We start from the raw sequence: 22618 nt of genomic DNA on the forward strand, positions 1-22618 counted from the left end.
GATTCTCGCCTGAGCCGCAGCTCAACAGACTTGTAGTTAAATAGGACGCGGCATTATAGCGAGCGTAAAACAGCAAGTCGAGCCCCCTGCTCCAGTTTCGTCATTTGCCCCTAAAATCAGTGCTTGCAGATAGCAACAAGCCGCCCGTAGGCGGCTTGTTGTAACTGAGCTCAACCTGTTAACGGGTCTGGCCCTGGCCGGTGACCACAAAACGCTCTGTGGTCAGCGCTTCCAAGCCCATTGGGCCGTACGCATGCAGCTTGCTGGTCGAGATGCCGATTTCAGCACCAAGGCCAAGCTCGCCGCCATCGGAGAAACGGGATGAGGCATTGTGCATCACCACGGCCGCATCGACCTGATTGATAAAGGTATCGGCACTGGCCTGATCCTGAGTACAGATCACCTCGGTATGGTAACTGCCAAACTGATCGATATGCGCCATGGCCGCATCCAGATCATCCACCACCCGGATAGCAATTTCCGGTGCCAGGTATTCCTGGCCAAAATCACCAGCGGCAATCGGCTCGGCACCATCAAAGTAACCAATGCTACGCTCACAGGCATGCACTTTGACCTGATGAGCACGGAAGGCTTCAGCCACCATTGGCAAAAAGTCGGCCGCCTGATGCTTATTGACCAACAGGCATTCCAAGGCATTGCAGACGCCAGGACGCTGCACTTTGCCGTTTAACAGTAATTCCAACGCCATATTCAGATCGGCACTTTGATCCACGTACAGGTGGCACACGCCTTTAAAATGCTGGATCACCGGTACCCGACTGTTGTCGGTGACAAAGCGGATTAAGCCTTCACCACCGCGCGGGATCACCAGGTCAATAAACTGATCTTGCTGAATCAAGTCCAGCATCAGTTGCCGATCCGGATCCGGCACTATGGTGATCACCTCTTCGGGTAACGAATGCTCGGCCAGTGCCTGATGCATGGCTTTGGCGATGGCCAGGCTGGTTTGAATAGCTTCACGACCACAGCGTAAAATGACCGCATTGCCGGATTTAAAACACAGCGCGCCGGCATCGGCGGTGACATTGGGCCGGGCTTCGTAAATCATACAAATCACGCCTAAAGGAATGCGGCGTTTCTCAATGCGAATGCCATTGGGACGTTCTTCAATAAAACGCTTGTTGCCTACCGGATCGGGCAAATGAATAATCTGTTCGATGGCCGCTGCCATCGCATCAATCCGATCAGCAGTCAGTGTCAAACGATCCTGCATGGCTGCACTGGTGTTGTTGGCTTTGGCCGTTTCCAGCTCAACTGCATTAGCCTCTAAAATAGCCGGGGTAGCAGAGCGAATGGCATTGGCCATGCTCTGCAACACGTAATTCTTTTGCTCTGTTGATAAATGCGCAACGGCTTTGGCTGCTTTGGCTGCCTGAGCGGCAAGAGTCGCCGCACTGGTTCCCAAACTAAGGGTACTCATAATCTCTCCAATAATGTCATCTCATCACGGTGAATCACTTCGTAGGTACTGCCGGGCAGGATATCCCCCAGCTGCTCTGCGATTGCACTGGTCTGCTGACCTTTGATGCTAAATAGCTCACGGGCACTGTAACGACTGACGCCTTTGGCAATGGATACTTTACCACTGCCGCAACGAACAATCACCGCATCGCCGGGTTCAAATTCCCCTTGCACATGCACAATGCCACTGCACAGCAGGGAAGCCCCCTGATGACACAATGCTTTCATGCAGCCATCATCCACCCAAATTTCGCCTTTGGCGCGCAGAGTATGGCGCACCCAATGTTTTTTACCGGACATCGGGTCTGTGTGGCCATAAAAAATGGTGCCCGGATTAAAGCCATCCAGCAAACGGGTAAAGGTATCCTGCTGGTGACCATCGACAATCAGGGTATCCACACCATGGGTGGTAGCCTTTTCGGCCGCCTGTACCTTGGTCCGCATGCCGCCTGTGCCAACGCTCGAGCTGGCCCCGCCGGCCAGGCTATAAATACGCTCATCAATGGTCCGTACTTCCGGGATCAGCTGGGCTGATGGATCCTTGTTGGGATCGGCGGTAAAAAGCCCGGTAATGTCCGAACAAATGATCAGCGCATCCGCATTGGCAACGGTGGCGACCATGGCAGCCAGGTTATCATTGTCTCCTACTTTGATTTCTTCAGTGGCAATGGTGTCGTTTTCATTGACGATCGGCAACACCTGATGATCCAATAAACGCCTGAAGGTATTACGCACATTGACATGACGCACCCGATCACTCAGATCACCATGGGTCAGCAATACCTGAGCACAAGGAAAATCAAAACAGTTGGACCAGAAATTCATCATCTGGTTTTGACCAACCGCGGCCATGGCCCGTTTTAAGGCAATGGGAACCCGGTGATGATTGAAATTAAAATGATGCCTGCCTGCAGCAACACTGCCTGATGAAACCAGGATCACCTCAATATCGCGGTCACGACATTGACGGATGAAATCAGCGATGGGGCCTAAATATTTTTCACTGCAACCGGCCTGGGGATCGGGGGCAATTAATGCACTACCGACTTTCAGCACTATCCTGCGCCAGGATGGGTTCAACATAGCTCCTCCGTTTTTGAAACCGTGGCTATGATAGCAAATTTTGTAACTCGGCACCACCGGCTTTCAGAAAGCAGCTAACTTATAGACACTATAACCTACAAAAATACCTATATTAAACATGAATTTACTCATGCAAAACTGATTATCGCTTATTTTTTGGCCAAAACAGCAGTATTATCCCGCTTCATTATTCTGTAATAAAATTACAAAAACCGCAGCATCCCGACTGCGGTTCTAAAGGATAGCAGTGGTTGAACAATCTAAGGGAGTGCTCAGGCACTGCAATAAAGCAGCAGTTACAGCACCAGGCTGCGCTGCTCGGCCAGCCCCATCGAAAGCAACAACGGGTCCTGTTGCTGGCGGGCACTGAAATCGGCTTTGCTGCCAAGCCCCTGCCAGTTCAGCCGGATCAGGCTTTGTGCCACCGCGCCCCCTAAGCTGCTGCCCGGCCCAAGCAGAATAAGTGCATCAGGAGCAAACTCCTTAACCGCGACTTCAATCGCCAGGCCAAAATCGTAACAGCCCTGCACCTGGCGATCCAGGGTGTAGCGTTTGAGCGCTGCGGCCTCGGTGCTATAAGGCTGCCAGATGTGGCCACAACCGTCGATTAACGGCAGCCTGGGCCGGTCAAAAGCGCTCTCAGGGATCGCGGCCATGGCTTTGCTGGCGGCCTCTGCCATCAATGGTGAGTGGAAGGCGGCATGGCCAGGTAACAGCAGCGGGAAACGCTCATCGACTTTGGGTAACCGGCTGAGCACAGCTTGCATTGCTGTTTCACTGCCTGCCAGCACCGCATAGCCGCCAAAGCGAATCGATTCGAACAGCTCACCGGCATAGTCGGCCAGCAGCGCCTTGACCAGCGCAATTTTTTCCGCGTCGGGTTGCCAATCGCTGTTGACCAGTGGGTAAATGCACTGACCTCCTGCTGCACCAGCGGTGAGTGTAGCCATCTGGCAGACATACTGCATCGCGGCCGCCGGGTGCCAGACACCGGCGCAGCCAAGGGCCGTGTACCAGCCCATCGAATTGCCGGTAATAGCCACCACCTCGTACTCTGCCGGATTGATGCTCTGATAATCCAACAGACCGGCACTGAAAATAAGGCCGGCAGCGTTTTCTGCCTGTTGATGCAGCCGGCTGGCATAATGCGCCGCACCATCCAGCTCAGCAATGCTAGCCAGACCAAGCTCAGCCCGCACTTTATCCAGCTCAGCAAGCACAGCGGCTTTATCGCCATGCCAGCGGCCAATGCTGCCAAGCTCCGGTTTGTTGTAACTGCCCCGCCCCGGGCAAACCACCACAGCGGTTTTTTTCATGCTCTGCGCTCCTGTGGTTCTGTGTTTGCCCCTGAACCCAGCATGCGCTGGATGCTGGCCATGATCTGCTCTTTCGATGGCAACACCTGATAGGCAGCAGCCCCGAGTGGAATAAAGCTGTCTTCGCCCGTGATCCGTTCCATCTGAAACTGTCCGGGTTTGGCTTCATGCAGCAAGGTCATCAGCTCTTCACTGACTGAGCCGCGGCGACGGCACTCATCAACCATCAACAACTTGCTGCAAGGCCCGATGGCGCTGAGGATGGCATCCAGCTGCAATGGGATCAGGCAGCGAAGATCCAACAGCCGCAGTGCATAGCCTTTGGCTCGCAAATCCAACTCGGCCTGGCGTGACAGATAATAGCCATTGCCGTAGCTCAGAATGCAGAGCTCCTTGCCATCACCAAACACCGCAGGCTCGCCTAAAGCGGGCAGTGGCGTATCCGGGCTTGGGTAATCACGCAGCCAGAGGCCATCGCCCGGCTGCAGCAGATCCCGCGTCATATAAAGTGCTATCGGCTCCAAAAAAACCACCAGCCGCTTTTGCTCGTGTGCCAGCCGCACCGCCTGGCGCAGCAGCAAAGCCGCATCTTCGCCATGGGACGGGCACAGTAGAATAAGACCAGGAATATCCCGGAACACCGCAAAGGAGTTGTCGTTATGAAAATGACCGCCAAAACCTTTCTGGTAAGCCAGGCCGGCAATACGGATCACCATGCCATTGTGGTACTGGCCATTGGAGAAAAACGGCAGAGTGGCCGCCTCACCCCGAATTTGATCCTCGGCATTGTGCACATAAGCCAGAAACTGAATTTCCGGCATGGCGACAAAGCCCTGCTGCGCCAGCCCTATTGCCAGCCCCAGGATGCTTTGCTCATCCAGCAAGGTGTTGATCACCCGATTGTAGCCAAAGGCATGCACCAAATGCTGAGTCACGTTGTACACCCCACCCTTTTTGGCAATGTCTTCACCACAGAGCACTATCTCAGGGTATTGCGCCATCAGATCGTGCAGCGCCCAGTTCAGCAGCTTGGCCAGATGCTGCGGTTTGCCTTGATTGTGTTTATCAAACGCAAATAAAGCCTGGCGCAGAGCCGCATCCGGTAGCGCTGGCAATGGCTGTGCTGGCCGCTCTGGTGCGATGGACGCCATCACCGCGGCGGCTGAGTTCAGTTTTGGCCGGCTGCTGGCCTGTTCGGCAATACGCTCAATGCGCTGATCCAGCGCCTGCACCCAGTCGCTTAGCTCAGTCGGGTTCATCCAGCCCTGCTCGAGGATCTGTGCCGTGCTAAACAGCAAAGGATCCAGCTCCAGCTCATCGGCAATCCGTTCTTTTTTGCGATAGGCCACTTCCGCATCGGAGCCGGCGTGGCCAAACAGTCGTACTGTGGCCAAATGCAGTACGGCTGGTTTGCGGTAGCGCCGCACATAAACGGCGGCTTGCTGCGCCACCTGATAGGTGCCGGCAAGATCGCGGCCATCGGCATGAAAATACATCAGACCTGGTCGGTTGTTCAGGTTTTGCTGCACCCAACCGGTGGGACTTGGGGTGGAAATACCCAGCCCATTATCTTCGCAAACAAAAAGCACCGGCACCGGCACCTGCTGAAAAGCAGCCCAACAAGCGGCATTCAAAGCCCCCTGGGTGGTGGAGTGATTGAGCGAGGCATCGCCAAAGCTGCAGTAAGCAATGCTGTCATGCGGCCAGCTGCCCTGGTGCTGCAAGCGCTTGGAAAGCGCAATGGCAAACGCCGTCCCAACGGCTTTGGGCAAGTGCGACGCTATGGTGCTGGTTTGGGGCGGTATATTTAGCGCCAGGCTGCCAAGTACCTTGTGGCGGCCACCGGAAATAGGATCCTCGGCCGAGGCGGCGAATGACAGCAGCATATCGTACAGCGGTGTCTGGCCTTCCACCTGCTTGCTGCGCTGAATAAAAAAGGCACCGCTGCGGTAATGCAGAAAAGCCGGATCGGTCGGGCGAAGCGCTGCGGCAACGGCGGCATTGGCTTCATGCCCGCTGCTGCCGATGGTGTAAAAACTCTGCCCCTTGGCTTGCATCAGCCGCGAGCGTATATCCAGCAAGCGGCTTTGCAGCTGGCTTTCAAACAACTGAAACAACAAGGCTGGGGCTAAATCACCCCGACTGGCAGCAACTTCGGGTAACTGCTGCTGCTCGATACGCTGCAGATAGGCCTGCAGCCAGGGATGCTGTGAACTGGCCATCGGAACTCCTGTTGGATCGTATTGGGGCCTAAGCCCCAAGGGACTGTTAACCGAAAGCCTGTAAACCAGTTTGGGAACGGCCTAAGATCAAGGCATGCACATCATGGGTGCCTTCGTAGGTGTTAACCGCCTCCAGGTTCATTACATGGCGGATCACATGGTATTCATCGGCGATGCCGTTGCCACCGTGCATGTCGCGGGCCTGACGGGCGATGTCCAGCGCCTTGCCACAGGAGTTGCGTTTAATCAGTGAAATGGTCTCCGGTGCCAGGGTACCGGCATCCATCAGGCGCCCAGCCTGCAAACAACCCAGCAGCCCCAAGCTGATGTCGGTTTGCATATCGGCCAGTTTTTTCTGCACCAGTTGAGTGGCTGCCAGTGGCCGGTTGAATTGGCTACGATCCAGGGTGTACTGACGGGCTGCATGCCAGCAGAATTCGGCGGCGCCGAGCGCGCCCCAGGCAATGCCATAACGGGCTTTGTTCAAGCAGCCAAAAGGACCTTTTAAGCCACTGACATTAGGCAATAATGCATCTTCGGTGACTTCCACCTGATCCATCACGATTTCGCCAGTGATGGAAGCACGCAGCGAAAACTTGCCTTCAATTTTCGGTGCGCTCAGGCCCTTTAAACCTTTATCGAGCACAAAGCCACGGATTTCACCGTCCAGTTTGGCCCAGACCACAAACACATCGGCAATTGGCGAGTTGGTGATCCACATCTTGCTGCCGTTTAGCAGATAGCCGCCATCAATTTTCTTAGCCGTAGTCCGCATACTGGCCGGATCCGAGCCTGCATCCGGCTCTGTCAAACCAAAGCAACCTACCCATTCACCGGTGGCTAGTTTCGGCAGGTACTTTTGACGCTGGGCTTCGGTGCCATAGGCATGAATGGGGTGCATCACCAGCGAAGACTGCACACTCATGGCGCTGCGATAGCCACTGTCGACCCGCTCCACCTCCCGGGCAACCAGGCCATAACAGACATGGTTTACGCCAGCGCAGCCATATTCTTCCGGTAAGGTAGCCCCCAGCAGGCCGAGCTCGCCCAATTCCGTCATAATGGCGCGATCGAAGTGTTCGTTACGGTTAGCCAGCAAAATGCGCGGCATCAACCGCTCCTGACAATACTGATGAGCGCTGTCGCGGATCATCCGCTCTTCTTCGCTCAGCATGTCGGATAAATGGAACGGGTCTTGCCAGTTGAATGGGGCTCTGCTCATGGTGTGTTTTCCTTAAAAAACAGATCGGTTACTAGCCAGATTAGCCAGCCTTGGTATAAAGTTAAAATATATTATTTTGGTATCTGGTATAGATTTAAACTATGGATATACGCCATCTGAAGTATTTTGTCGCGGTGTACGAACAAGGCAGTGTCAGCGCCGCTTCGCGCCAGTGCTTTGTAGCCCAGCCTTCGCTTTCGGCCGCCATTCGCCAGTTGGAGCAGCAACTGAATGTCACTTTGTTTCTGCGCCAGCCCAAAGGGGTTACCCCGACCGAGGATGGCGAGCGGCTCTATGGTCATGCCTGCCGGTTGCTGGGGCAGTTTCAGGCGCTGCAGCGCTCTTTTACCGAACCGGTCGATAAAATTCGCTTTCGGCTTGGCTTAATACGAGCACTCGGCGTTGAGCGGATGAGTGATTTATTACGGCAGTTCAGCCTGCAATTACCCGGTCTGGAGTTGCAGCTGGTGGAACCGGATGAACCTTGTGATGCCCGTATTATCAGCCCAGAGCTGTTAAAAAGTGGCGAGCAATTTCAGCCGATGTACCATGACCACTTTCAGCTGGCCTTGCCAGCCGGCCACCCGTTAGCGCTTAAACAACAGATCCATTTGCAGGATTTCTCCGGGCTGGCCCTGATTAAACGTACCCCTTGTGAGGCCTGGCAAAAGTTGTATCCAGAGTTGGTGCGTCAAGGCATCAAACCGGATATCCGGGCCGATATTCATACCATTGAATATGCGCTTGGTTTGGTATCCGCTGGAGTGGCTTGTGCTTTGGTGCCGGATTTTGAGCAATTGCAACAACGCCAGGATCTGGTACTGCGCCCTATTGCCATAACAGGGCTGGAACGGCGGATAGGCTTGGCCTACAGCCCGGTGCAGGCCAGTGGCTCAGCACTGGAGACGTTATTAAGGCTATGCCAAAAGCTGGCAATCCCCCTTGCTGACCAAACGCTAAGTCAGAATGAGGCCTAAGGTGCAAGCGCCCGGGGTTACGGACATTTTTCCGGGACACGCTGTGAATCCATCCCTGGACGCTCTTGACACGCCGTCCGGGCGTGTCATGTTCCCGGAAAAATTCCATCCACCCCGGACTTAACCAAGTCCTGGTGTTGTATTCAAGAAAAAAAGATTGTACTACGATGAGAAATAATAGGTGATGCAGGATTTGAACCTGTGACCCGTTCGGATCGAGAGTACCCAAACCAAGTGTAGAAAAGCTGAGGGAGAAATGGTCGGTGATGCAGGATTTGAACCTGTGACCCGTTCGGATCGAGAGTACCCAAACCAAGTGAAGAAAATCTGAGGGAGAAATGGTCGGTGATGCAGGATTTGAACCTGTGACCCGTTAGGATCGAGAGTACCCAAACCAAGTGAAGAAAATCTGAGGGAGAAATGGTCGGTGATGCAGGATTTGAACCTGCGACCCCTTGGACCCAAACCAAGTGCGCTACCAAGCTGCGCCAATCACCGACATTTCGAACGAGTTGGGGTGGATGATGGGGCTCGAACCCACGACAACCGGAATCACAATCCGGGGCTCTACCAACTGAGCTACAACCACCACAATGTAAACTTGCCTTGCACCCAAATGGCGCGCCCGATAGGATTCGAACCTATGACCCACGGCTTAGAAGGCCGTTGCTCTATCCAACTGAGCTACGGGCGCACATGTCAAACGCCTACGCGGGAGAGATAGTGGTCGGTGATGCAGGATTTGAACCTGCGACCCCTTGGACCCAAACCAAGTGCGCTACCAAGCTGCGCCAATCACCGACTGTGCTGCATCGCTGCAACGGGGCGGAATATTAACGCCCGGACAAGGTATCGTCAAACCTTTTTTTTGTCCAGACAATCAATTGCTGCTTATTTATACCAGGCGGGCGACAAAAGCAAAATTAACCACAAAACATTACGCCAACACCATTCGGTTGGATCAACCGCAAGTATCTGGTCATCCGCCGGTGGGTATGAGAAAATAACAGCATTCACTTTTGCTGAGAAAAGTTATGACCGCCCAGTTGATCGATGGTAAAGCCGTCGCCCAGTCGATAAAAGCCAAAGTCGCCGCCAAAGTACAAAGCAGAATTCAGCAAGGCAAACGTGCTCCCGGCCTTGCCGTGGTGCTGGTAGGCCAGGATCCGGCATCCCAGGTGTATGTTGGCAGCAAACGCAAAAGCTGTGACGAAGTTGGTTTTCGCTCCTTTTCTTACGATTTACCCGCTGACAGCTCCGAGCAACAACTGCTGGATTTAGTTGATCAACTGAACCAGGATCCAGAGGTGGATGGCATCTTAGTACAATTACCGCTACCAGCCGGACTGGATGCATCGCTGATTTTAGAGCGCATTCATCCGCACAAAGATGTCGATGGCTTTCATCCCTACAATATCGGCCGGTTGGCCCAGCGGATGCCGGCACTGCGCCCCTGTACCCCCAAAGGCATTATTGCGCTGCTGGAAAGCACCGGTCAGAACATTAAAGGCTTGCATGCGGTCGTAGTAGGTGCTTCCAATATCGTTGGCCGGCCAATGGGATTGGAGCTACTGCTGGCAGGATGCACCACCACCATTTGTCATCGTTTTACCCGCGATCTGGAATACCATGTGCGCCAGGCTGAGCTTTTAGTGGTTGCCGTGGGCAAGCCCGACTTTATTCCGGGTGACTGGATAAAACCCGGTGCCCTGGTGATTGATGTTGGCATCAACCGGCTGCCATCAGGCAAGTTGGTAGGCGATGTTGGCTTCGCTACAGCCGCCGAGCGCGCTGCTTTTATCACCCCGGTACCGGGTGGTGTTGGTCCTATGACCGTTGCCTGTCTGATTGAAAACACGCTGGAAGCCTGCGAGCGCTATCACGAGCAGCCTTAATCTAAGTACAAAAAAACGCAGCAACTTGCTGCGTTTTTTCAGAAAAGCCTTTGCTTTACTTTAATGCAGCCGGCTAAAACGCTGCACCAAATCTTTTAAATCATGCGCTGTACCTTGCAAGCGGGACACACTGTCGGCTGCATGCTGGCCTTTGCCGGTGCTGTCCTGTGCCAGTTCAGAAATACTCACCACCTGACGGTTAATATCATCGGCCACATGCGCCTGCTGCTCGACGGCAGTCGCCATTTGCATTGCCATAGCAGCAATGCTGTTAATGGCCTGACTGATGCCATCCAGCATTTTTTCTGCATCGGCTACCATAGCGACACCTTTGTCGGCATCGCCCTTACCTGCTTCGGCAACATGCACAGCCGCTTCGGCTTTACGGGTTAGCTCGGTGATAATGCCATGAATGTCTTTGGTGGACTCAGTCGTGCGTGCCGCCAGTTGCCGCACTTCATCAGCAACTACCGCAAAACCACGGCCCTGCTCACCGGCCCGGGCCGCTTCAATGGCCGCATTCAAAGCCAGCAAATTGGTTTGATCGGCAATTTGCTCAATAATTTGCGCGGCTTTAGCAATACTGCCAGTTTGTGCAGCCAGCTCCTGCACCGAATTGCTGATCTGATTGACCGACTGCTGCAGATGCACGATGGCACCACGGGTATCACCGGCAATTTGCAAGCCGGATTGTGCCAACTTGTCGGCATCATCGGCTTGCGAAGCTGTTTCCTGTACATGCACCGACACTTCGGCAATGGTGGTGGTCATTTCATTCATCGCCGTTGCCACCTGTTCGGTCTCTTGTTGTTGCCGGCCAATCTGGGCAATGGCTTGCTCAGACGTCACCTTGGCATCGGTAGAAAAACCAGACACCCGTTCAGCAGCATCTTCAATGCGCGTCAGTACGGTAGTCAAGTGCGCCTGCTCTGCCAAAATAGCAACCTCAAAAGATGCTTCTACCCCTTTGGCGTCGGTGTAAGACAACATGGCCAAAGGGTCCCGAAAAGCTTGAGGCAAAAGAGCGTCGAGCCGGCCAAGCCGGGCAGCACACTGCCACTGCGATAGCGCATACACCAACAAAGTTGTTGCAGCCAAAGAGACGGCGGCAGCCCCCACCCCAACCAATTGCCACAAGCCAAAAGCCAGCAGCAGCGCTGTCGCCGGCACCCAGCTCACTTGCAGCCAACGCTTTGCTTTTGCCAGCCAGGTATCAGTTGACTGACCTGTGCGAATACGTTCGTACAAAGCCTCTGCCCGCGCTACATCGTCACGCTTAGGGCAAACACGCACCGACTCATAGCCGATAACTTTGCCATTCTGATGCACCGGCGTCACATAGGCATTTACCCAGTAGTAGTCGCCATTCTTACACCGGTTTTTAACCAATCCCATCCAGGGCTTGCCTTGCTTTAAATACGACCACATGGCCTGGTATGCCCCTGTCGGCATATCCGGATGACGTACAATGTTGTGCGGCTGGCCAATCAGCTCTTCACGGCTGAAGCCACTGATTTCAACAAAGGCATCGTTGCAGTATTGAATCACCCCTTTGGTATCTGTGGCTGAAATCAGCTTTTGTTCTTTAGGAAATGTCCGCTCTCGCTGTGTCACTGGCTGGTTATTGCGCATACGCCTACCTTAAAATTAGCTTTAACTTTCTTCGCCGGATCAACAGTATACCACCTTTTAGGTAGTTTGCTCTGACAGGCTTACAGGCTCCATTAAGCCTAGCTGAAATAAAACAGGCCACCAGTTTTGCTGGTGGCCTGAATCCAAGGGGCTAAGTTCTTAAAGATTAGCTACGACGCCAACTGGTAACACCATTTTTATCTTCCAGAATAATCCCCATAGCGCTGAGTTGATCACGGGCCGCATCCGCGGCAGCCCAGTTTTTCTCCGCACGGGCATTATTCCGTTTGGTGATCAGAGCTTCGATATCGGCCACATCATCCTGTTGCTGAGCACCCGCTGTGCCACCCTGCAAGAATGCACCGGCATCGCCTTGTAAAATGCCCAGCACGCCGCCCAGCATATGCAGCAGACTTGCAAGTTGGCGTGCTTTTTCTACATCAGTGTCTTTGCAGCGATTGGCTTCACGCGCCAGCTCAAACAGTACCGGCAAGGCTTCCGGCGTATTAAAGTCATCATCCATCGCTTGCTGAAAGCGATCGACATACTGCAAGCTTTCGTCATCACTCAGCTCGACTTCTTCTGCTGGCGGCAAATCACGCAGTACCGTGTACAAACGGCTGAGTGCTGCATGCGCCTGTTCGAGGTTTTCGGTACTGTAATTCAGCTGGCTGCGGTAGTGGCTTGAAAGCAAGAAATAACGCACCGACTCGGCATTGTACTTCGCCAAGACTTCACGCACCGTGAAGAAGTTGCCGAGCGACTTGGACATTTTTTCTTTATCCACCTGCACCATGCCGGTGTGGATCCAGGTATTGGCGTATTTGCTGTCATGAGCACAGGTAGACTGGGCAATCTCATTTTCGTGGTGCGGGAACTGCAAATCCGAGCCACCGCCATGAATATCAAAATGCGATCCCAGGTGGCAGGCACTCATGGCTGAACATTCAATGTGCCAGCCTGGCCTGCCTTTGCCCCAGGGAGACTCCCAGCTGGGCTCGCCCGGCTTAGCTGATTTCCATAACACAAAATCCAGCGGGTCATCTTTGTTGTCATTGACATCCACCCGGGCACCGGCCTGCAGCATCTCCAGGTTCTGTTGACTCAACTTACCATAAGCATCGTACTTGCTAACATCAAACAGCACATCGCCATCTTTGCTGACATAGGCATAACCTTTGTCTTGCAGTGTCTGAATAAGCTCAATAATCGGCTGCATATGGCCGGTAACGGTTGGCTCAATATCCGCAGGCAATAAACCAAGTGCTTCGAAGTCTTCGTGCATGGCCTTGGTAAAGCGCGCGGTAAGTGCATCGCAACTTTCATTGTTTTCTGCTGCCCGCTTGATGATTTTATCATCCACATCGGTGATATTGCGCACATAGGTGACATCGTAGCCGGAAAAACGCAAATAGCGATTGATCACATCAAAAGCCACGTAGGTGCGGGCATGGCCAATATGACAGTAGTCGTAGATCGTGATACCACACACATAAAGACCCACTTTACCTTCGACCAGTGGTTGAAAGGTCTCTTTTTGTCGGGTAAGGGTATTGAAGATCTGCACTCGTGACTCCTGCCTGCTCTTTGAACGAAAGCGCTAGTTTAGCACCGCACCGCCCTTTCGCGCTATGTCGCAACAGGCAAAAAAAGGCTACAATGGCTTTTTTTCTTAGAAGGAAAATCCCATGGTTCAATTGCATACCAATTTTGGCGTCATTACGCTGGAACTCTTCGCCGACAAAGCACCTGCCACGGTCGAGAACTTTTTAAGCTACGTGAAAGACGGCTTTTTTGATGGCACCATTTTTCACCGGGTGATCCCGGGCTTTATGATCCAGGGTGGTGGCTTTACCAGCGATATGCAGCAAAAGCCCACCAAAGCAGCCATTAAAAACGAAGCCAACAACCAGGTAGCCAATACTCTTGGCACCATTGCCATGGCCCGTACTTCGGATCCACACTCAGCCACCTGCCAGTTTTTTATCAATGTGGCAGATAACGACTTCCTGAACTTCCGGGCAGAAAACAGCCAGGGCTGGGGCTACTGTGTATTTGGCAAAGTCAGTGCAGGCATGGATGTGGTGGAAAAAATCACGGCGGTACAAACTGGTCGCCATGGCCCTCACGCCGATGTTCCTACCGAGCCGGTGGTGATTGAGCGCGCTGAGCTGAATGGCTAAGCCGCACACACTGTTTATAGCCGATCTGCATTTAAGCGCTGAGCGAGCCGATATCACCAGCGCTTTCCTGCAGTTTCTTCAGCAAGATGCGGTACAGGCGGATGCGCTCTATATTTTAGGCGATTTGTTTGAAGTCTGGATTGGCGATGATAACCCGGAACCACTGCTCAGCGAGGTTGCCAGCCAGCTAAAGCAATTAAGCCAGCAGATACCGGTGTACTTTATTCACGGTAATCGTGACTTTTTGCTACGTGAGCGCTACGCGGAAAGTGCCGGCATGCAGTTATTACCGGCGCACAAGGTCGTTGAGCTGTACGGTACCCCTACCCTGATTATGCATGGTGATAGCCTCTGTACCTTGGATCTCGACTACCAAAAGTTTCGCCGCTGGTGGGATCAGCGCTGGTGGCAAAACCTGATGTTATCCATGCCGCTCTGGTATCGCCAACACCTGGCCAAAAAAGCCCGCCGTAAAAGTGCAGCGTATAAAGCAACGTTATCCGGTGCCGCCCATCAGATTATGGATGTGACCCCGGAAGAAGTGGTGCGGGTGATGGAAGAAGCTGGAGTGCGCCATCTGATCCATGGCCACACCCACCGACCCAAAGTACACCAGGTCCCCCTGGCGCAAGGGCCTGGCCAGCGCTATGTGCTGGGTGATTGGTACCAGCAAGCCAGCTATCTGAAAGTCAGTGCCGACGACTGGCAGCTGTTCTTTCAGGATCTGTAAGGCACGAGCTGTAAGATCCTGCATACAAAGCAACCAACCGTCGGAACTGGCGGCTCACTTAGTTGTAGCCGAGGATAGCGGTTGGCTCTAACTCTGGCCGCTCACTAAAAGGTTTATTACCAGCCAATAAGGATGGCGCCTCACCAAAATGGCGACGTGCTGGTTGGTAATGGTCTTTGGGTTGATTTGAACTGCGGGCAGTCTCTTGCGGTTGTGGTAGTGCATTCATGGTGTGTCTCCTTCACCGGTAGCGTACACAAGCATCATAATCCATCGATGCTGAAGCTAAGCTTAATCGACAACTGGTTATTTATCAAGCAGCACAGCTTTTAAGCAGCTACCGGCACCCCGCTGTGAAAACGAAACTCAACATCGGGCTGTAAAATCAGCGTCGCTTCAATCGCCGCCAGTTGCTGCACCCGTCCATCAATCGGCTCAGCACTGATGTCGGCGGCCAGTTGCAGGTAGTCCTGGTAATGACGCGCTTCCGAGCGCAGCAAAGAGATATAAAAACGCTGCAACTCGTCATCCAGCAAAGGAGCCAAAGCGGCAAAACGCTCACAGGAGCGGGCTTCAATCAAAGCCCCAATAATCAGTTTATCGACCAGCATGGCCGGATCCCGGCTACGCACATGCCGCAATAAGCCCGAAGCATAGCCGGCAGCACTCAAGGGCTGGATGGCAATACCACGCTGACGGATAAAAGCCAGTACCTGCTCAAAGTGATGCAACTCCTCTTTAATCAAGCGCACCATTTTATCCAGCACTTGCTGTTGCCAGGGCTGCGTTCCCTTAGCATGGAGTTCACCTATCAGCGCATTTTTGCTTTGGGTAAAATGGCCATCTCCTACTTTCCGATAGACAAAGTCCTCGTAAGGCTTCAGCCAAGCCAGCAAAGATTTAGCAGAATCGTTATCTGTGGCATAGCGGCGAATTAACAAAGCAGCACTTTGCGCTGCTTTTAGCTCGCAATGCATATGGTCAATCAACAAAGCCGGTAATTGCTCAGGCAAGGCAGCACGCTCAAGCCAGACATCCGGCGTTCGGCAGTGCAAAAACTGGTGGATGGGAGCCAGCAACACAGCTAGTTCGGCAGTATTCATCAATGCATCTACAGCTTTGTAAAAAAACGGCATTATAACGTTTTCAAGCTCAAGCAACCAGCTATCAGGCGGCCAAAACTGATCCGGATCAAATTTTGTGCAACATAACTTGACGACCGGACAAAATTTGGCCATAACTGAACTATACCTAGGAGGTACTCTGGTATAGCCCGATTGGTACAACAGTACCAATTGCTTAAGTTATAGGCAGTGTGAAGGATAATAATTATGATATTGAACCACCTATGGGGACTCTATGCCCACCCGAAAGAAGAGTGGCATACCATCGACCAGCGCCATGAAAGTTTTCGTTACAGCCTGGCGCATATAGTGATTATTGCGCTAATTCCATCCATCTGTGCTTATTATTCGGCCGTGCATATCGGCTGGAGTATCGGCGTTGGTGATACCATTAAATTAACCTCGGACAGTGCCCTGATGCTGTCAGTTGCCATGTACTTTGCCTTGATTGCTGGCGTCTTTGCGCTGGCCTTTCTGGCACATTGGATGGCGCATACTTTTGGCTCTGAACCAACCTATACCCAAACTCTGGAGCTGGCAGCCTATACTTCCACCCCCTTGTTTATGGTAGGCTTTGCTGCCTTGTACCCAGAGCTGTGGTTTGTGATGCTGGTCGGGCTGGCTGGATTGGCGTACTCGGTGTATCTACTGTATGTAGGAGTACCCATTTTGATGCATATTCCGGAAGAGCGTGGTTTTATTTACGCCAGCTCAGTGGTGACCTGTGGTTTGATTCTGCTGGTATGTGTACTAACCGGTACTGCCATCTTGTGGAGTTCCGGCTTTGGTCCGGCCTTTACACACTAATGAACCTTTACAGATAACACAAAAGCCGCAATTGCGGCTTTTGTGTTTTGCAGCAAACGCTTAATCTGCTTCGTTGTAGGTTTCCAGATTGGTCGCCATCGCCATGGCAGCATTGCGGTGCTTTGCCCCATCACTGCGCTGTTGATCCAACCGGTTCAGGTAATCCTGATCGATGTCATTGGTGACATAAACCCCATCAAATACCGAGGTTTCGAAACGCTTAATATCCGGATTGACCGAACGAACAGCCGCAATCAAATCTTCCAGTGATTGGAAGATCAACCCATCAGCACCGATGTTTTCACAGATACTGTCAACATCATGACCATGAGCAATCAGTTCATTGGCAGAGGGCATATCGATGCCATAGACATTCGGAAAGCGCACTTCTGGCGCGGCAGAGGCAAAGTATACTTTCTTGGCACCGGCATCACGAGCCATTTCAATGATTTGCTGCGAGGTAGTGCCCCGTACAATGGAGTCATCGACCAACAGAACATTCTTACCTTTGAACTCCTGTTGAATGGCATTCAACTTGCGGCGCACTGATTTTCTGCGCTCTACCTGGCCCGGCATAATAAAAGTGCGGCCAATGTAGCGGTTTTTTACAAAACCCTGACGGTAAGGTAAATCAAGCTCCTGCGCAATTTGCAGTGCAGCATCATTACTGGTTTCAGGAATTGGGATCACCACATCAATGTCCAGATGCGACCAATCACGTTTGATTTTTTCACCCAACTTGGTGCCCATAGCCACCCGCGAGGCATAGACCGAGATATTGTCGATGGTGGAGTCCGGCCGGGCAAAATAGACGTACTCAAAAATGCACGGGCTGTAGCCTGGGTTCTCAGCACACTGCTGGGTAAACAGCTCACCGTCTTCAGTGATATAGACCGCTTCACCCGGGTACACATCCCGCATTACGGTAAAACCATCGGTATCGAGTGCAACGCTCTCTGACGCCACCATGTACTCAGTACCCGCTTCCGTATCACGCTTACCGATCACCAGAGGTCGGATACCATTCGGATCGCGAAAGGCCACCAAACCATGGCCAATAATCAGAGATACCACGGCATAACCGCCGCGAACTTTACGATGCACCGCAGTAACGGCCTGAAACACATCCTCTGCCGTCAATGATAAGGTATTGTTCTGCTGCAATTCGTGCGCAAAGACATTCAGCAAGATCTCGGAATCCGAGGTGGTGTTGATATGGCGTCTCGCCCGACGGAAAATTTCTTCGGTCAGTTGCTCTGAGTTGGTTAAATTGCCATTATGCGCCATAGCGATGCCGAAAGGACTGTTGACATAAAAGGGCTGAGCCTCGGCAGTGCTGGAGGAGCCGGCCGTTGGATAACGAACATGACCGATGCCAATATTGCCGGACAGGCGCAACATATGGCGGGTGTGAAACACATCTTTCACCAGACCGTTCGCTTTACGCAAACGCAAGGTGTTGTTATCCACCGTCACGATGCCAGCAGCATCTTGTCCCCGGTGTTGCAACACCGTCAGGCCATCGTACAGCGCCTGATTGACCGGATACTTACCAACAATACCAACAATACCACACATGGAATTTTCCTCGCCTAAGACTAATCACCCACAACAAACAGGTATTAGGGCTGTTGCATAAAACTCGAGTGATGCTGCAAATAATCGAAGAACCACTCAATGATAAATCGGAATTCAGGAATAAGTTTGGAGTTCTGCCACCAATCGGTTTTACCGGCACCGGTAAAGGCATCGACAAAAAATAACACCGCACTGACCAGCAAGACACCGCGCAGAGCCCCAAAAATAAGCCCCAGCACCCTATCGGTACCACTTAGGCCAGTAGACTGCACCAACTTGCTGATTAAAAAATTAATTAAGGCACCAAGAATAAGAGAACATACGAAAAGAATAGCGATGGCCAGGGCGTTACGGAGAATTTCATCATCCAGGCTGGTGAAATAGGCTGCCAGGTGAGGGTAATAATAACTGGCTATAAAAAAGGCAAGGATCCAGACGATCAAAGAGACCGCTTCTTTGACAAAGCCACGCACCAGACTAATCACCGTTGAAAGGGCGATAATAGCCAGAATGACAAAATCAATCCAAACCATGTAATTCCAAAGGATGCCTGATCACGGCGCGCATTCTACCAAAGTCGCTGGCCCTTGCCTAATTATTTTCCAGCGGCTGGTAGTTGCTGATCACCAGACGATCATCACGGGCAATGGCTCTCAGTTCAGCTAAGCGCTGCTCCAACGCATCGCGGCGGAGATCCGGCCCGACAAAAACACTGGTCAACTGCACTCCCTGGCTATTGGTTACTTGCCGGGTATAGGTACGAAAACCAGCATCGTTCAGGCGTTTTACCAACTCTTCGGCATTTTGCACCCGGCCAAAGCTCCCCACCCGGACCGTCCAAGCTCTTTCCGTCAGTGCCTGGGTTGTATTATTTGCTGAGCCAGAGGCAGCCGTTGACGCTGGGGGACGCTGAGTGGTGGCTGTGCTGTTGTTCGCTTCGCCAACAGTCACCTGTGCATACTGCTGAGAAGGCAACTCATCGCTGTCAGTGGGAGTTGCCGCCGCATCTGAGGGCTCCAGATCAACCTGTGGTTCCGCCAGAGCCTGCTCACGCCGGGCTAGCACAGTGGCAGTATCCAACAGTTGTTGTTCCTGCACGCCCTGAAATTCTGGCCGGGCCGGAATTTGTTCAAAGTCGTCTTTCAGCACCTGTTTTTCACCATCCAGCAAATCTGGTAAAAACACCACGGCTGCAATCATTAAAATGCAGGCACCCAATAACCGTTGTTTAAAAGCTCGTGTCATTTTGCCTCCACAGGGGGTGTTGTCTGGCTCAGTACGGCAGACACAGTAACAAAAGAGCCGAACACCAGCAATAAATCATCGTGTTGCAACTGCGTCAGTAGCTGTCGATAACCGGCAGAGACATCGTCATAGCATTGCAGACTAGTGTCCGCAGGCACTATCGCCTGCAATAATGCGCTATCAGCCCCACGAGGTCCCGGCAAACTTACCAGCGCCCAGTGATCTACCCATGCAAGCACCGCATCCAGGGCCCTTGGTTTCACTTTATCCCGCATCATACCGCACAGTGCAAAGATCCGCTTAAACCGAGGCTTTAATTGCTGCAGTTGCTCTGCCAGATACTGAATGGACTGAGGGTTATGGGCAACATCCAACAAGACTGCGGGCTGTTGTTGCAACCACTGCATACGCCCGGGCAAAGTCACTTGCGACAACGCCTGACGAATGGTTTCCGGCTGTGGCAATAAATTCAGTTGTAATAGCGCTTTTAAGGCCGTGGCAGCGTTCTGTAATGGCACTGGCACCAGCGGCAATTCAGCCAGGGTTATAGCCTCACTTTGCCAATGCCAGGCTGTTGCCTGTTGCCGCCAATGAAAATCCACTCCGGCGCATTTGAGTTCAGTTCCAAGCTTAGCAGCGACCTCGATAACACTGGCTGGTAGCTGCAGCTCAGCAACCACCGCCGGTTTGTTAGCCCGAAAAATCCCTGCTTTTTCCCGACCAATGCTCTCACGATCACTGCCCAGCCAGTCCTGGTGATCCAGGTCGATGGTGGTTAATACACTCAGATCGGGCTCAACAATATTGGTGGCATCCAAACGCCCGCCTAAGCCCACTTCGATCAGCGCTACATCCGGTTGGTACGCTTTAATCAGATAAAAAGCAGCCAAAGTAGTGAATTCAAAGTACGTCAGCTCGATGTCCTGACGCAACTGTTCAATAAAAGCCAGCGCCTTCACCCAGTCGGCATCCGCGACATCCTGCTGGTTCACACGCAAACGCTCATTAAACCGCAACAAATGCGGCGAACTGTACACGGCTACAGTATGACCCTGCGCCAATAACAATTGTTCCATACAACGTGCGGTAGTGCCTTTGCCATTGGTACCCGCAATCAATACCACCCGGCCAGGTAACTGTTGCAAAGCAGCCCGCTCAGCAACCTGCCGCACACGGTCCAGACCAAGCTCGATCTGATGCTGCGGATGTTGTTGCTCAATAAAGCAAAGCCAATCGTCCAGAGTCTGGCACGATTGGCTGGTAAGGGAGGTGAAGGTGCTCATAAACCCCTGAGCAGTTGGGTTACTCCTGTTCCGGAGTGGGCAACTGCATAAATTTAGCCACAAGTCGGGCAATTGTATCGCGCATTTCGCGGCGGTCAACAATCATATCAATGGCACCGTGATCCAGCAGGAATTCGCTGCGCTGGAAACCTTCCGGCAATTTTTCCCGCACGGTTTGCTCAATAACCCGCGGACCGGCAAAACCAATCAGTGCTTTGGGTTCACCAATATTGATATCACCCAGCATGGCCAGACTGGCAGAAACACCCCCCATGGTTGGATCGGTCAGCACAGAAATATAAGGCAGCCCCTGCTCACTCAACTTGGCTAAAGCTGCGCTGGTTTTGGCCATCTGCATCAATGACAGTAAAGCTTCTTGCATCCGGGCACCGCCACTGGCAGAAAAGCAAATGTAAGGCACCCGATGCTCAATCGCGTACTCCACCCCTTTGACAAACTTGGCGCCCACTACAGAGGCCATGGAGCCGCCCATAAAGTTAAATTCAAAAGCAGACGCTACCACCGGCATGCCTTTAAGCTGACCATGCATTACCAACATAGCATCTTTTTCGCCGGTTTCTTTTTGTGCCGCGGTAATGCGATCTTTGTAACGCTTACTGTCTTTAAACTTCAGCAAATCCTGAGGTTCTAACTCTGCAGCCAGCTCTGTGGTACTGTTCGGATCCAGAAACATGGTAAGACGATCACGGGCACTGACTCTCATATGGTGATCGCATTTCGGACAAACGCCCAGTTGTCGATCCAGATCGGCTTTGTACAATACCGCATCGCAGGAAGAACATTTGGTCCAGACGCCCTCAGGAATATTACGGCGTGCAGAAGTCGAAGTACGGGGAAGGATCTTTTCTAACCAACTCATATCGATTCCTAATCAGCTTTTGGTTATTTAACCGGAAAGCCTTGCTTATTTGGTGTTAAATGCACCGAAATTCTGAAAAACGGTAGCTATTAAAGCATAAAAACGGCGTATGTTAATATAAAAAACTGGTCTTAGTAGTCAGTCCAGTTGCGCAGGCAAAAACAATGGGCCTGGTGCAGACTGCGGCAACGCATAGCTTTCCGGGTAGTCTACCTCGACCAGATACAGACCTCCAGCTTTGGCTGTTGCCGCTGCCTTGGTACGATCTTTACCGGCCAGTAATTCAGCCAGCCATGTGACAGGCTGCCGCCCCATACCAACCTCCAACAAAGAGCCGGTAATATTTCGGACCATATGATGCACAAAGGCATTGGCTTTGATATCCAGCACCACGTAAGGGCCGACCCGCTGCACCTTCAGATGATGCACAAAGCGGTTTGGGCTCTTTGACTGGCACTGTATCGCCCGAAAAGCACTGAAGTCATGCTCACCAAGCAGGCATTGTCCGGCCTGATGCATACGTGCTGCATCCAGTGGCTGGTGGTAGTGGCTTAAGCCTGCCTGTAGAATTGCCGGCCGGTATCGCTGGTTAAGAATAATGTAGCGATAGCGCCTTGCCGTAGCAGCAAAGCGGGCATGAAAATATTCAGGCACCGCTTTGGCCCAACGCACACTGATACCTGCCGGTAAGTGGCTGTTGGTCCCCATTATCCAGCCTTTATCCGAACGTACGGCACTGCTATCAAAATGCACTACCTGCCCGGTCGCGTGCACCCCGGCATCAGTACGACCGGCACACTGAGTGAGTATTGGCTCATTGGCAACTTTTGACAAGGCCTGCTCCAGATGTTGCTGTACGCTGGCGACTTCCTGCTGACGTTGCCAGCCATAAAACTCCGAGCCATCGTATTCAATACCAAGCGCAATCCGCATGCTCACCTCATAAAAGAAACATAAAA

General features: G+C 52.5%; 21 protein-coding genes and 4 tRNA genes. 6 read left to right on the top strand and 19 right to left on the bottom strand.

What is annotated here, in order from left to right; genetic code table 11:
• Positions 1-178: 178 nt before the first annotated feature.
• From QWF21_RS09715 to QWF21_RS09735, 5 genes are all read right to left on the bottom strand, one after another.
• Positions 179-1441: a glutamate-5-semialdehyde dehydrogenase gene (locus tag QWF21_RS09715; protein ID WP_330087857.1), complete on the bottom strand. Its 1263-nt coding sequence runs from the start codon at positions 1439-1441 to the stop codon at positions 179-181.
• A complete protein-coding gene (gene proB, locus QWF21_RS09720) occupies positions 1438-2565 on the bottom strand; it encodes a glutamate 5-kinase (protein WP_330087858.1) in 1128 nt (375 codons plus the stop codon). Before proB ends, QWF21_RS09715 begins: the two co-directional genes overlap by 4 nt.
• Positions 2566-2861: 296 nt before the next feature.
• Complete coding sequence (locus QWF21_RS09725; protein ID WP_330087859.1) at positions 2862-3881, bottom strand: malonyl CoA-ACP transacylase; 1020 nt, start codon at positions 3879-3881, stop codon at positions 2862-2864.
• Positions 3878-6103, bottom strand: coding sequence for a thiamine pyrophosphate-dependent enzyme (locus tag QWF21_RS09730; protein WP_330087860.1), 2226 nt, complete (start codon positions 6101-6103; stop codon positions 3878-3880). The genes QWF21_RS09725 and QWF21_RS09730 overlap by 4 nt, the downstream gene beginning before the upstream one ends.
• 46 nt (positions 6104-6149) lie before the next feature.
• Positions 6150-7325 carry an acyl-CoA dehydrogenase gene (locus tag QWF21_RS09735; protein ID WP_330087861.1) on the bottom strand — a complete coding sequence of 392 codons (1176 nt, stop codon included), beginning with the start codon at positions 7323-7325 and terminating at the stop codon, positions 6150-6152.
• Positions 7326-7426: 101 nt separating this feature from the next.
• Here QWF21_RS09735 and QWF21_RS09740 point away from each other — a divergent pair, with 101 nt between their 5' ends.
• Positions 7427-8302 (top strand): LysR family transcriptional regulator, encoded by an 876-nt coding sequence (locus tag QWF21_RS09740; RefSeq protein ID WP_330087862.1) that lies wholly within the window; start codon positions 7427-7429, stop codon positions 8300-8302.
• A gap of 421 nt (positions 8303-8723) precedes the next feature.
• Here QWF21_RS09740 and QWF21_RS09745 read toward each other — a convergent pair.
• From QWF21_RS09745 to QWF21_RS09760, 4 genes are all read right to left on the bottom strand, one after another.
• Positions 8724-8800 (bottom strand) — tRNA-Pro (locus QWF21_RS09745).
• A 15-nt stretch (positions 8801-8815) separates the two neighbouring features.
• Positions 8816-8891 (bottom strand) — tRNA-His (locus tag QWF21_RS09750).
• 28 nt (positions 8892-8919) lie between these two features.
• A tRNA-Arg gene (locus tag QWF21_RS09755) sits at positions 8920-8996 on the bottom strand.
• 30 nt (positions 8997-9026) lie between these two features.
• Positions 9027-9103, bottom strand: a tRNA-Pro gene (locus QWF21_RS09760).
• Here QWF21_RS09760 and QWF21_RS09765 point away from each other — a divergent pair.
• Positions 9076-9309 (top strand): hypothetical protein, encoded by a 234-nt coding sequence (locus tag QWF21_RS09765; protein ID WP_330087863.1) that lies wholly within the window; start codon positions 9076-9078, stop codon positions 9307-9309. The genes QWF21_RS09760 and QWF21_RS09765 overlap by 28 nt on opposite strands.
• A 27-nt stretch (positions 9310-9336) precedes the next feature.
• The gene (folD, locus tag QWF21_RS09770) at positions 9337-10197 is read left to right on the top strand and encodes a bifunctional methylenetetrahydrofolate dehydrogenase/methenyltetrahydrofolate cyclohydrolase FolD (protein ID WP_330087864.1); all 861 of its coding nucleotides are present in this window, start codon (positions 9337-9339) and stop codon (positions 10195-10197) included.
• 60 nt (positions 10198-10257) lie between these two features.
• Here folD and QWF21_RS09775 read toward each other — a convergent pair whose 3' ends face one another.
• Both QWF21_RS09775 and cysS read right to left on the bottom strand, forming a co-directional pair.
• Positions 10258-11829, bottom strand: a complete 1572-nt coding sequence (locus QWF21_RS09775) for a methyl-accepting chemotaxis protein (RefSeq protein WP_330087865.1) — start codon at positions 11827-11829, stop codon at positions 10258-10260.
• 166 nt (positions 11830-11995) lie between these two features.
• Positions 11996-13396, bottom strand: a complete 1401-nt coding sequence (cysS, locus tag QWF21_RS09780) for a cysteine--tRNA ligase (protein WP_330087866.1) — start codon at positions 13394-13396, stop codon at positions 11996-11998.
• Positions 13397-13517: 121 nt separating this feature from the next.
• Here cysS and QWF21_RS09785 point away from each other — a divergent pair, with 121 nt between their 5' ends.
• Positions 13518-14012, top strand: coding sequence for a peptidylprolyl isomerase (locus tag QWF21_RS09785; protein ID WP_330087867.1), 495 nt, complete (start codon positions 13518-13520; stop codon positions 14010-14012).
• A complete protein-coding gene (locus QWF21_RS09790) occupies positions 14005-14742 on the top strand; it encodes a UDP-2,3-diacylglucosamine diphosphatase (RefSeq protein WP_330087868.1) in 738 nt (245 codons plus the stop codon). The genes QWF21_RS09785 and QWF21_RS09790 overlap by 8 nt, the downstream gene beginning before the upstream one ends.
• Before the next feature lie 58 nt (positions 14743-14800).
• On the opposite strand, the gene QWF21_RS09795 is transcribed toward QWF21_RS09790, so the two are convergent.
• Both QWF21_RS09795 and miaE read right to left on the bottom strand, forming a co-directional pair.
• On the bottom strand, positions 14801-14971 hold the full coding sequence (locus tag QWF21_RS09795) for a hypothetical protein (protein WP_330087869.1): 171 nt from the start codon (positions 14969-14971) through the stop codon (positions 14801-14803).
• Between the two features lie 100 nt (positions 14972-15071).
• The gene (gene miaE / locus QWF21_RS09800) at positions 15072-15845 is read right to left on the bottom strand and encodes a tRNA isopentenyl-2-thiomethyl-A-37 hydroxylase MiaE (protein ID WP_330087870.1); all 774 of its coding nucleotides are present in this window, start codon (positions 15843-15845) and stop codon (positions 15072-15074) included.
• 228 nt (positions 15846-16073) lie between these two features.
• Between miaE and QWF21_RS09805 the strand changes: the two genes are divergently transcribed.
• Entirely contained in the window at positions 16074-16673 is a 600-nt protein-coding gene (locus QWF21_RS09805) for a Yip1 family protein (protein WP_330087871.1), read from the top strand.
• A gap of 60 nt (positions 16674-16733) precedes the next feature.
• On the opposite strand, the gene purF is transcribed toward QWF21_RS09805, so the two are convergent.
• The 6 genes from purF to truA form a co-directional block, all read right to left on the bottom strand.
• Entirely contained in the window at positions 16734-18251 is a 1518-nt protein-coding gene (gene purF / locus QWF21_RS09810) for an amidophosphoribosyltransferase (protein ID WP_330087872.1), read from the bottom strand.
• Between the two features lie 44 nt (positions 18252-18295).
• Positions 18296-18784, bottom strand: coding sequence for a CvpA family protein (locus QWF21_RS09815; protein ID WP_330087873.1), 489 nt, complete (start codon positions 18782-18784; stop codon positions 18296-18298).
• Positions 18785-18842: 58 nt separating this feature from the next.
• Entirely contained in the window at positions 18843-19496 is a 654-nt protein-coding gene (locus QWF21_RS09820; protein ID WP_330087874.1) for an SPOR domain-containing protein, read from the bottom strand.
• Positions 19493-20779, bottom strand: coding sequence for a bifunctional tetrahydrofolate synthase/dihydrofolate synthase (gene folC, locus QWF21_RS09825; protein WP_330087875.1), 1287 nt, complete (start codon positions 20777-20779; stop codon positions 19493-19495). Before folC ends, QWF21_RS09820 begins: the two co-directional genes overlap by 4 nt.
• Positions 20780-20798: 19 nt before the next feature.
• Complete coding sequence (gene accD / locus QWF21_RS09830) at positions 20799-21659, bottom strand: acetyl-CoA carboxylase, carboxyltransferase subunit beta (protein WP_330087876.1); 861 nt, start codon at positions 21657-21659, stop codon at positions 20799-20801.
• A gap of 138 nt (positions 21660-21797) precedes the next feature.
• Complete coding sequence (truA, locus tag QWF21_RS09835; RefSeq protein ID WP_330087877.1) at positions 21798-22592, bottom strand: tRNA pseudouridine(38-40) synthase TruA; 795 nt, start codon at positions 22590-22592, stop codon at positions 21798-21800.
• Positions 22593-22618 lie beyond the last annotated feature (26 nt).

Source organism: Alkalimonas mucilaginosa (assembly GCF_036327005.1).
Classification (GTDB): Bacteria; Pseudomonadota; Gammaproteobacteria; order Enterobacterales; family Alteromonadaceae; genus Alkalimonas; species Alkalimonas mucilaginosa.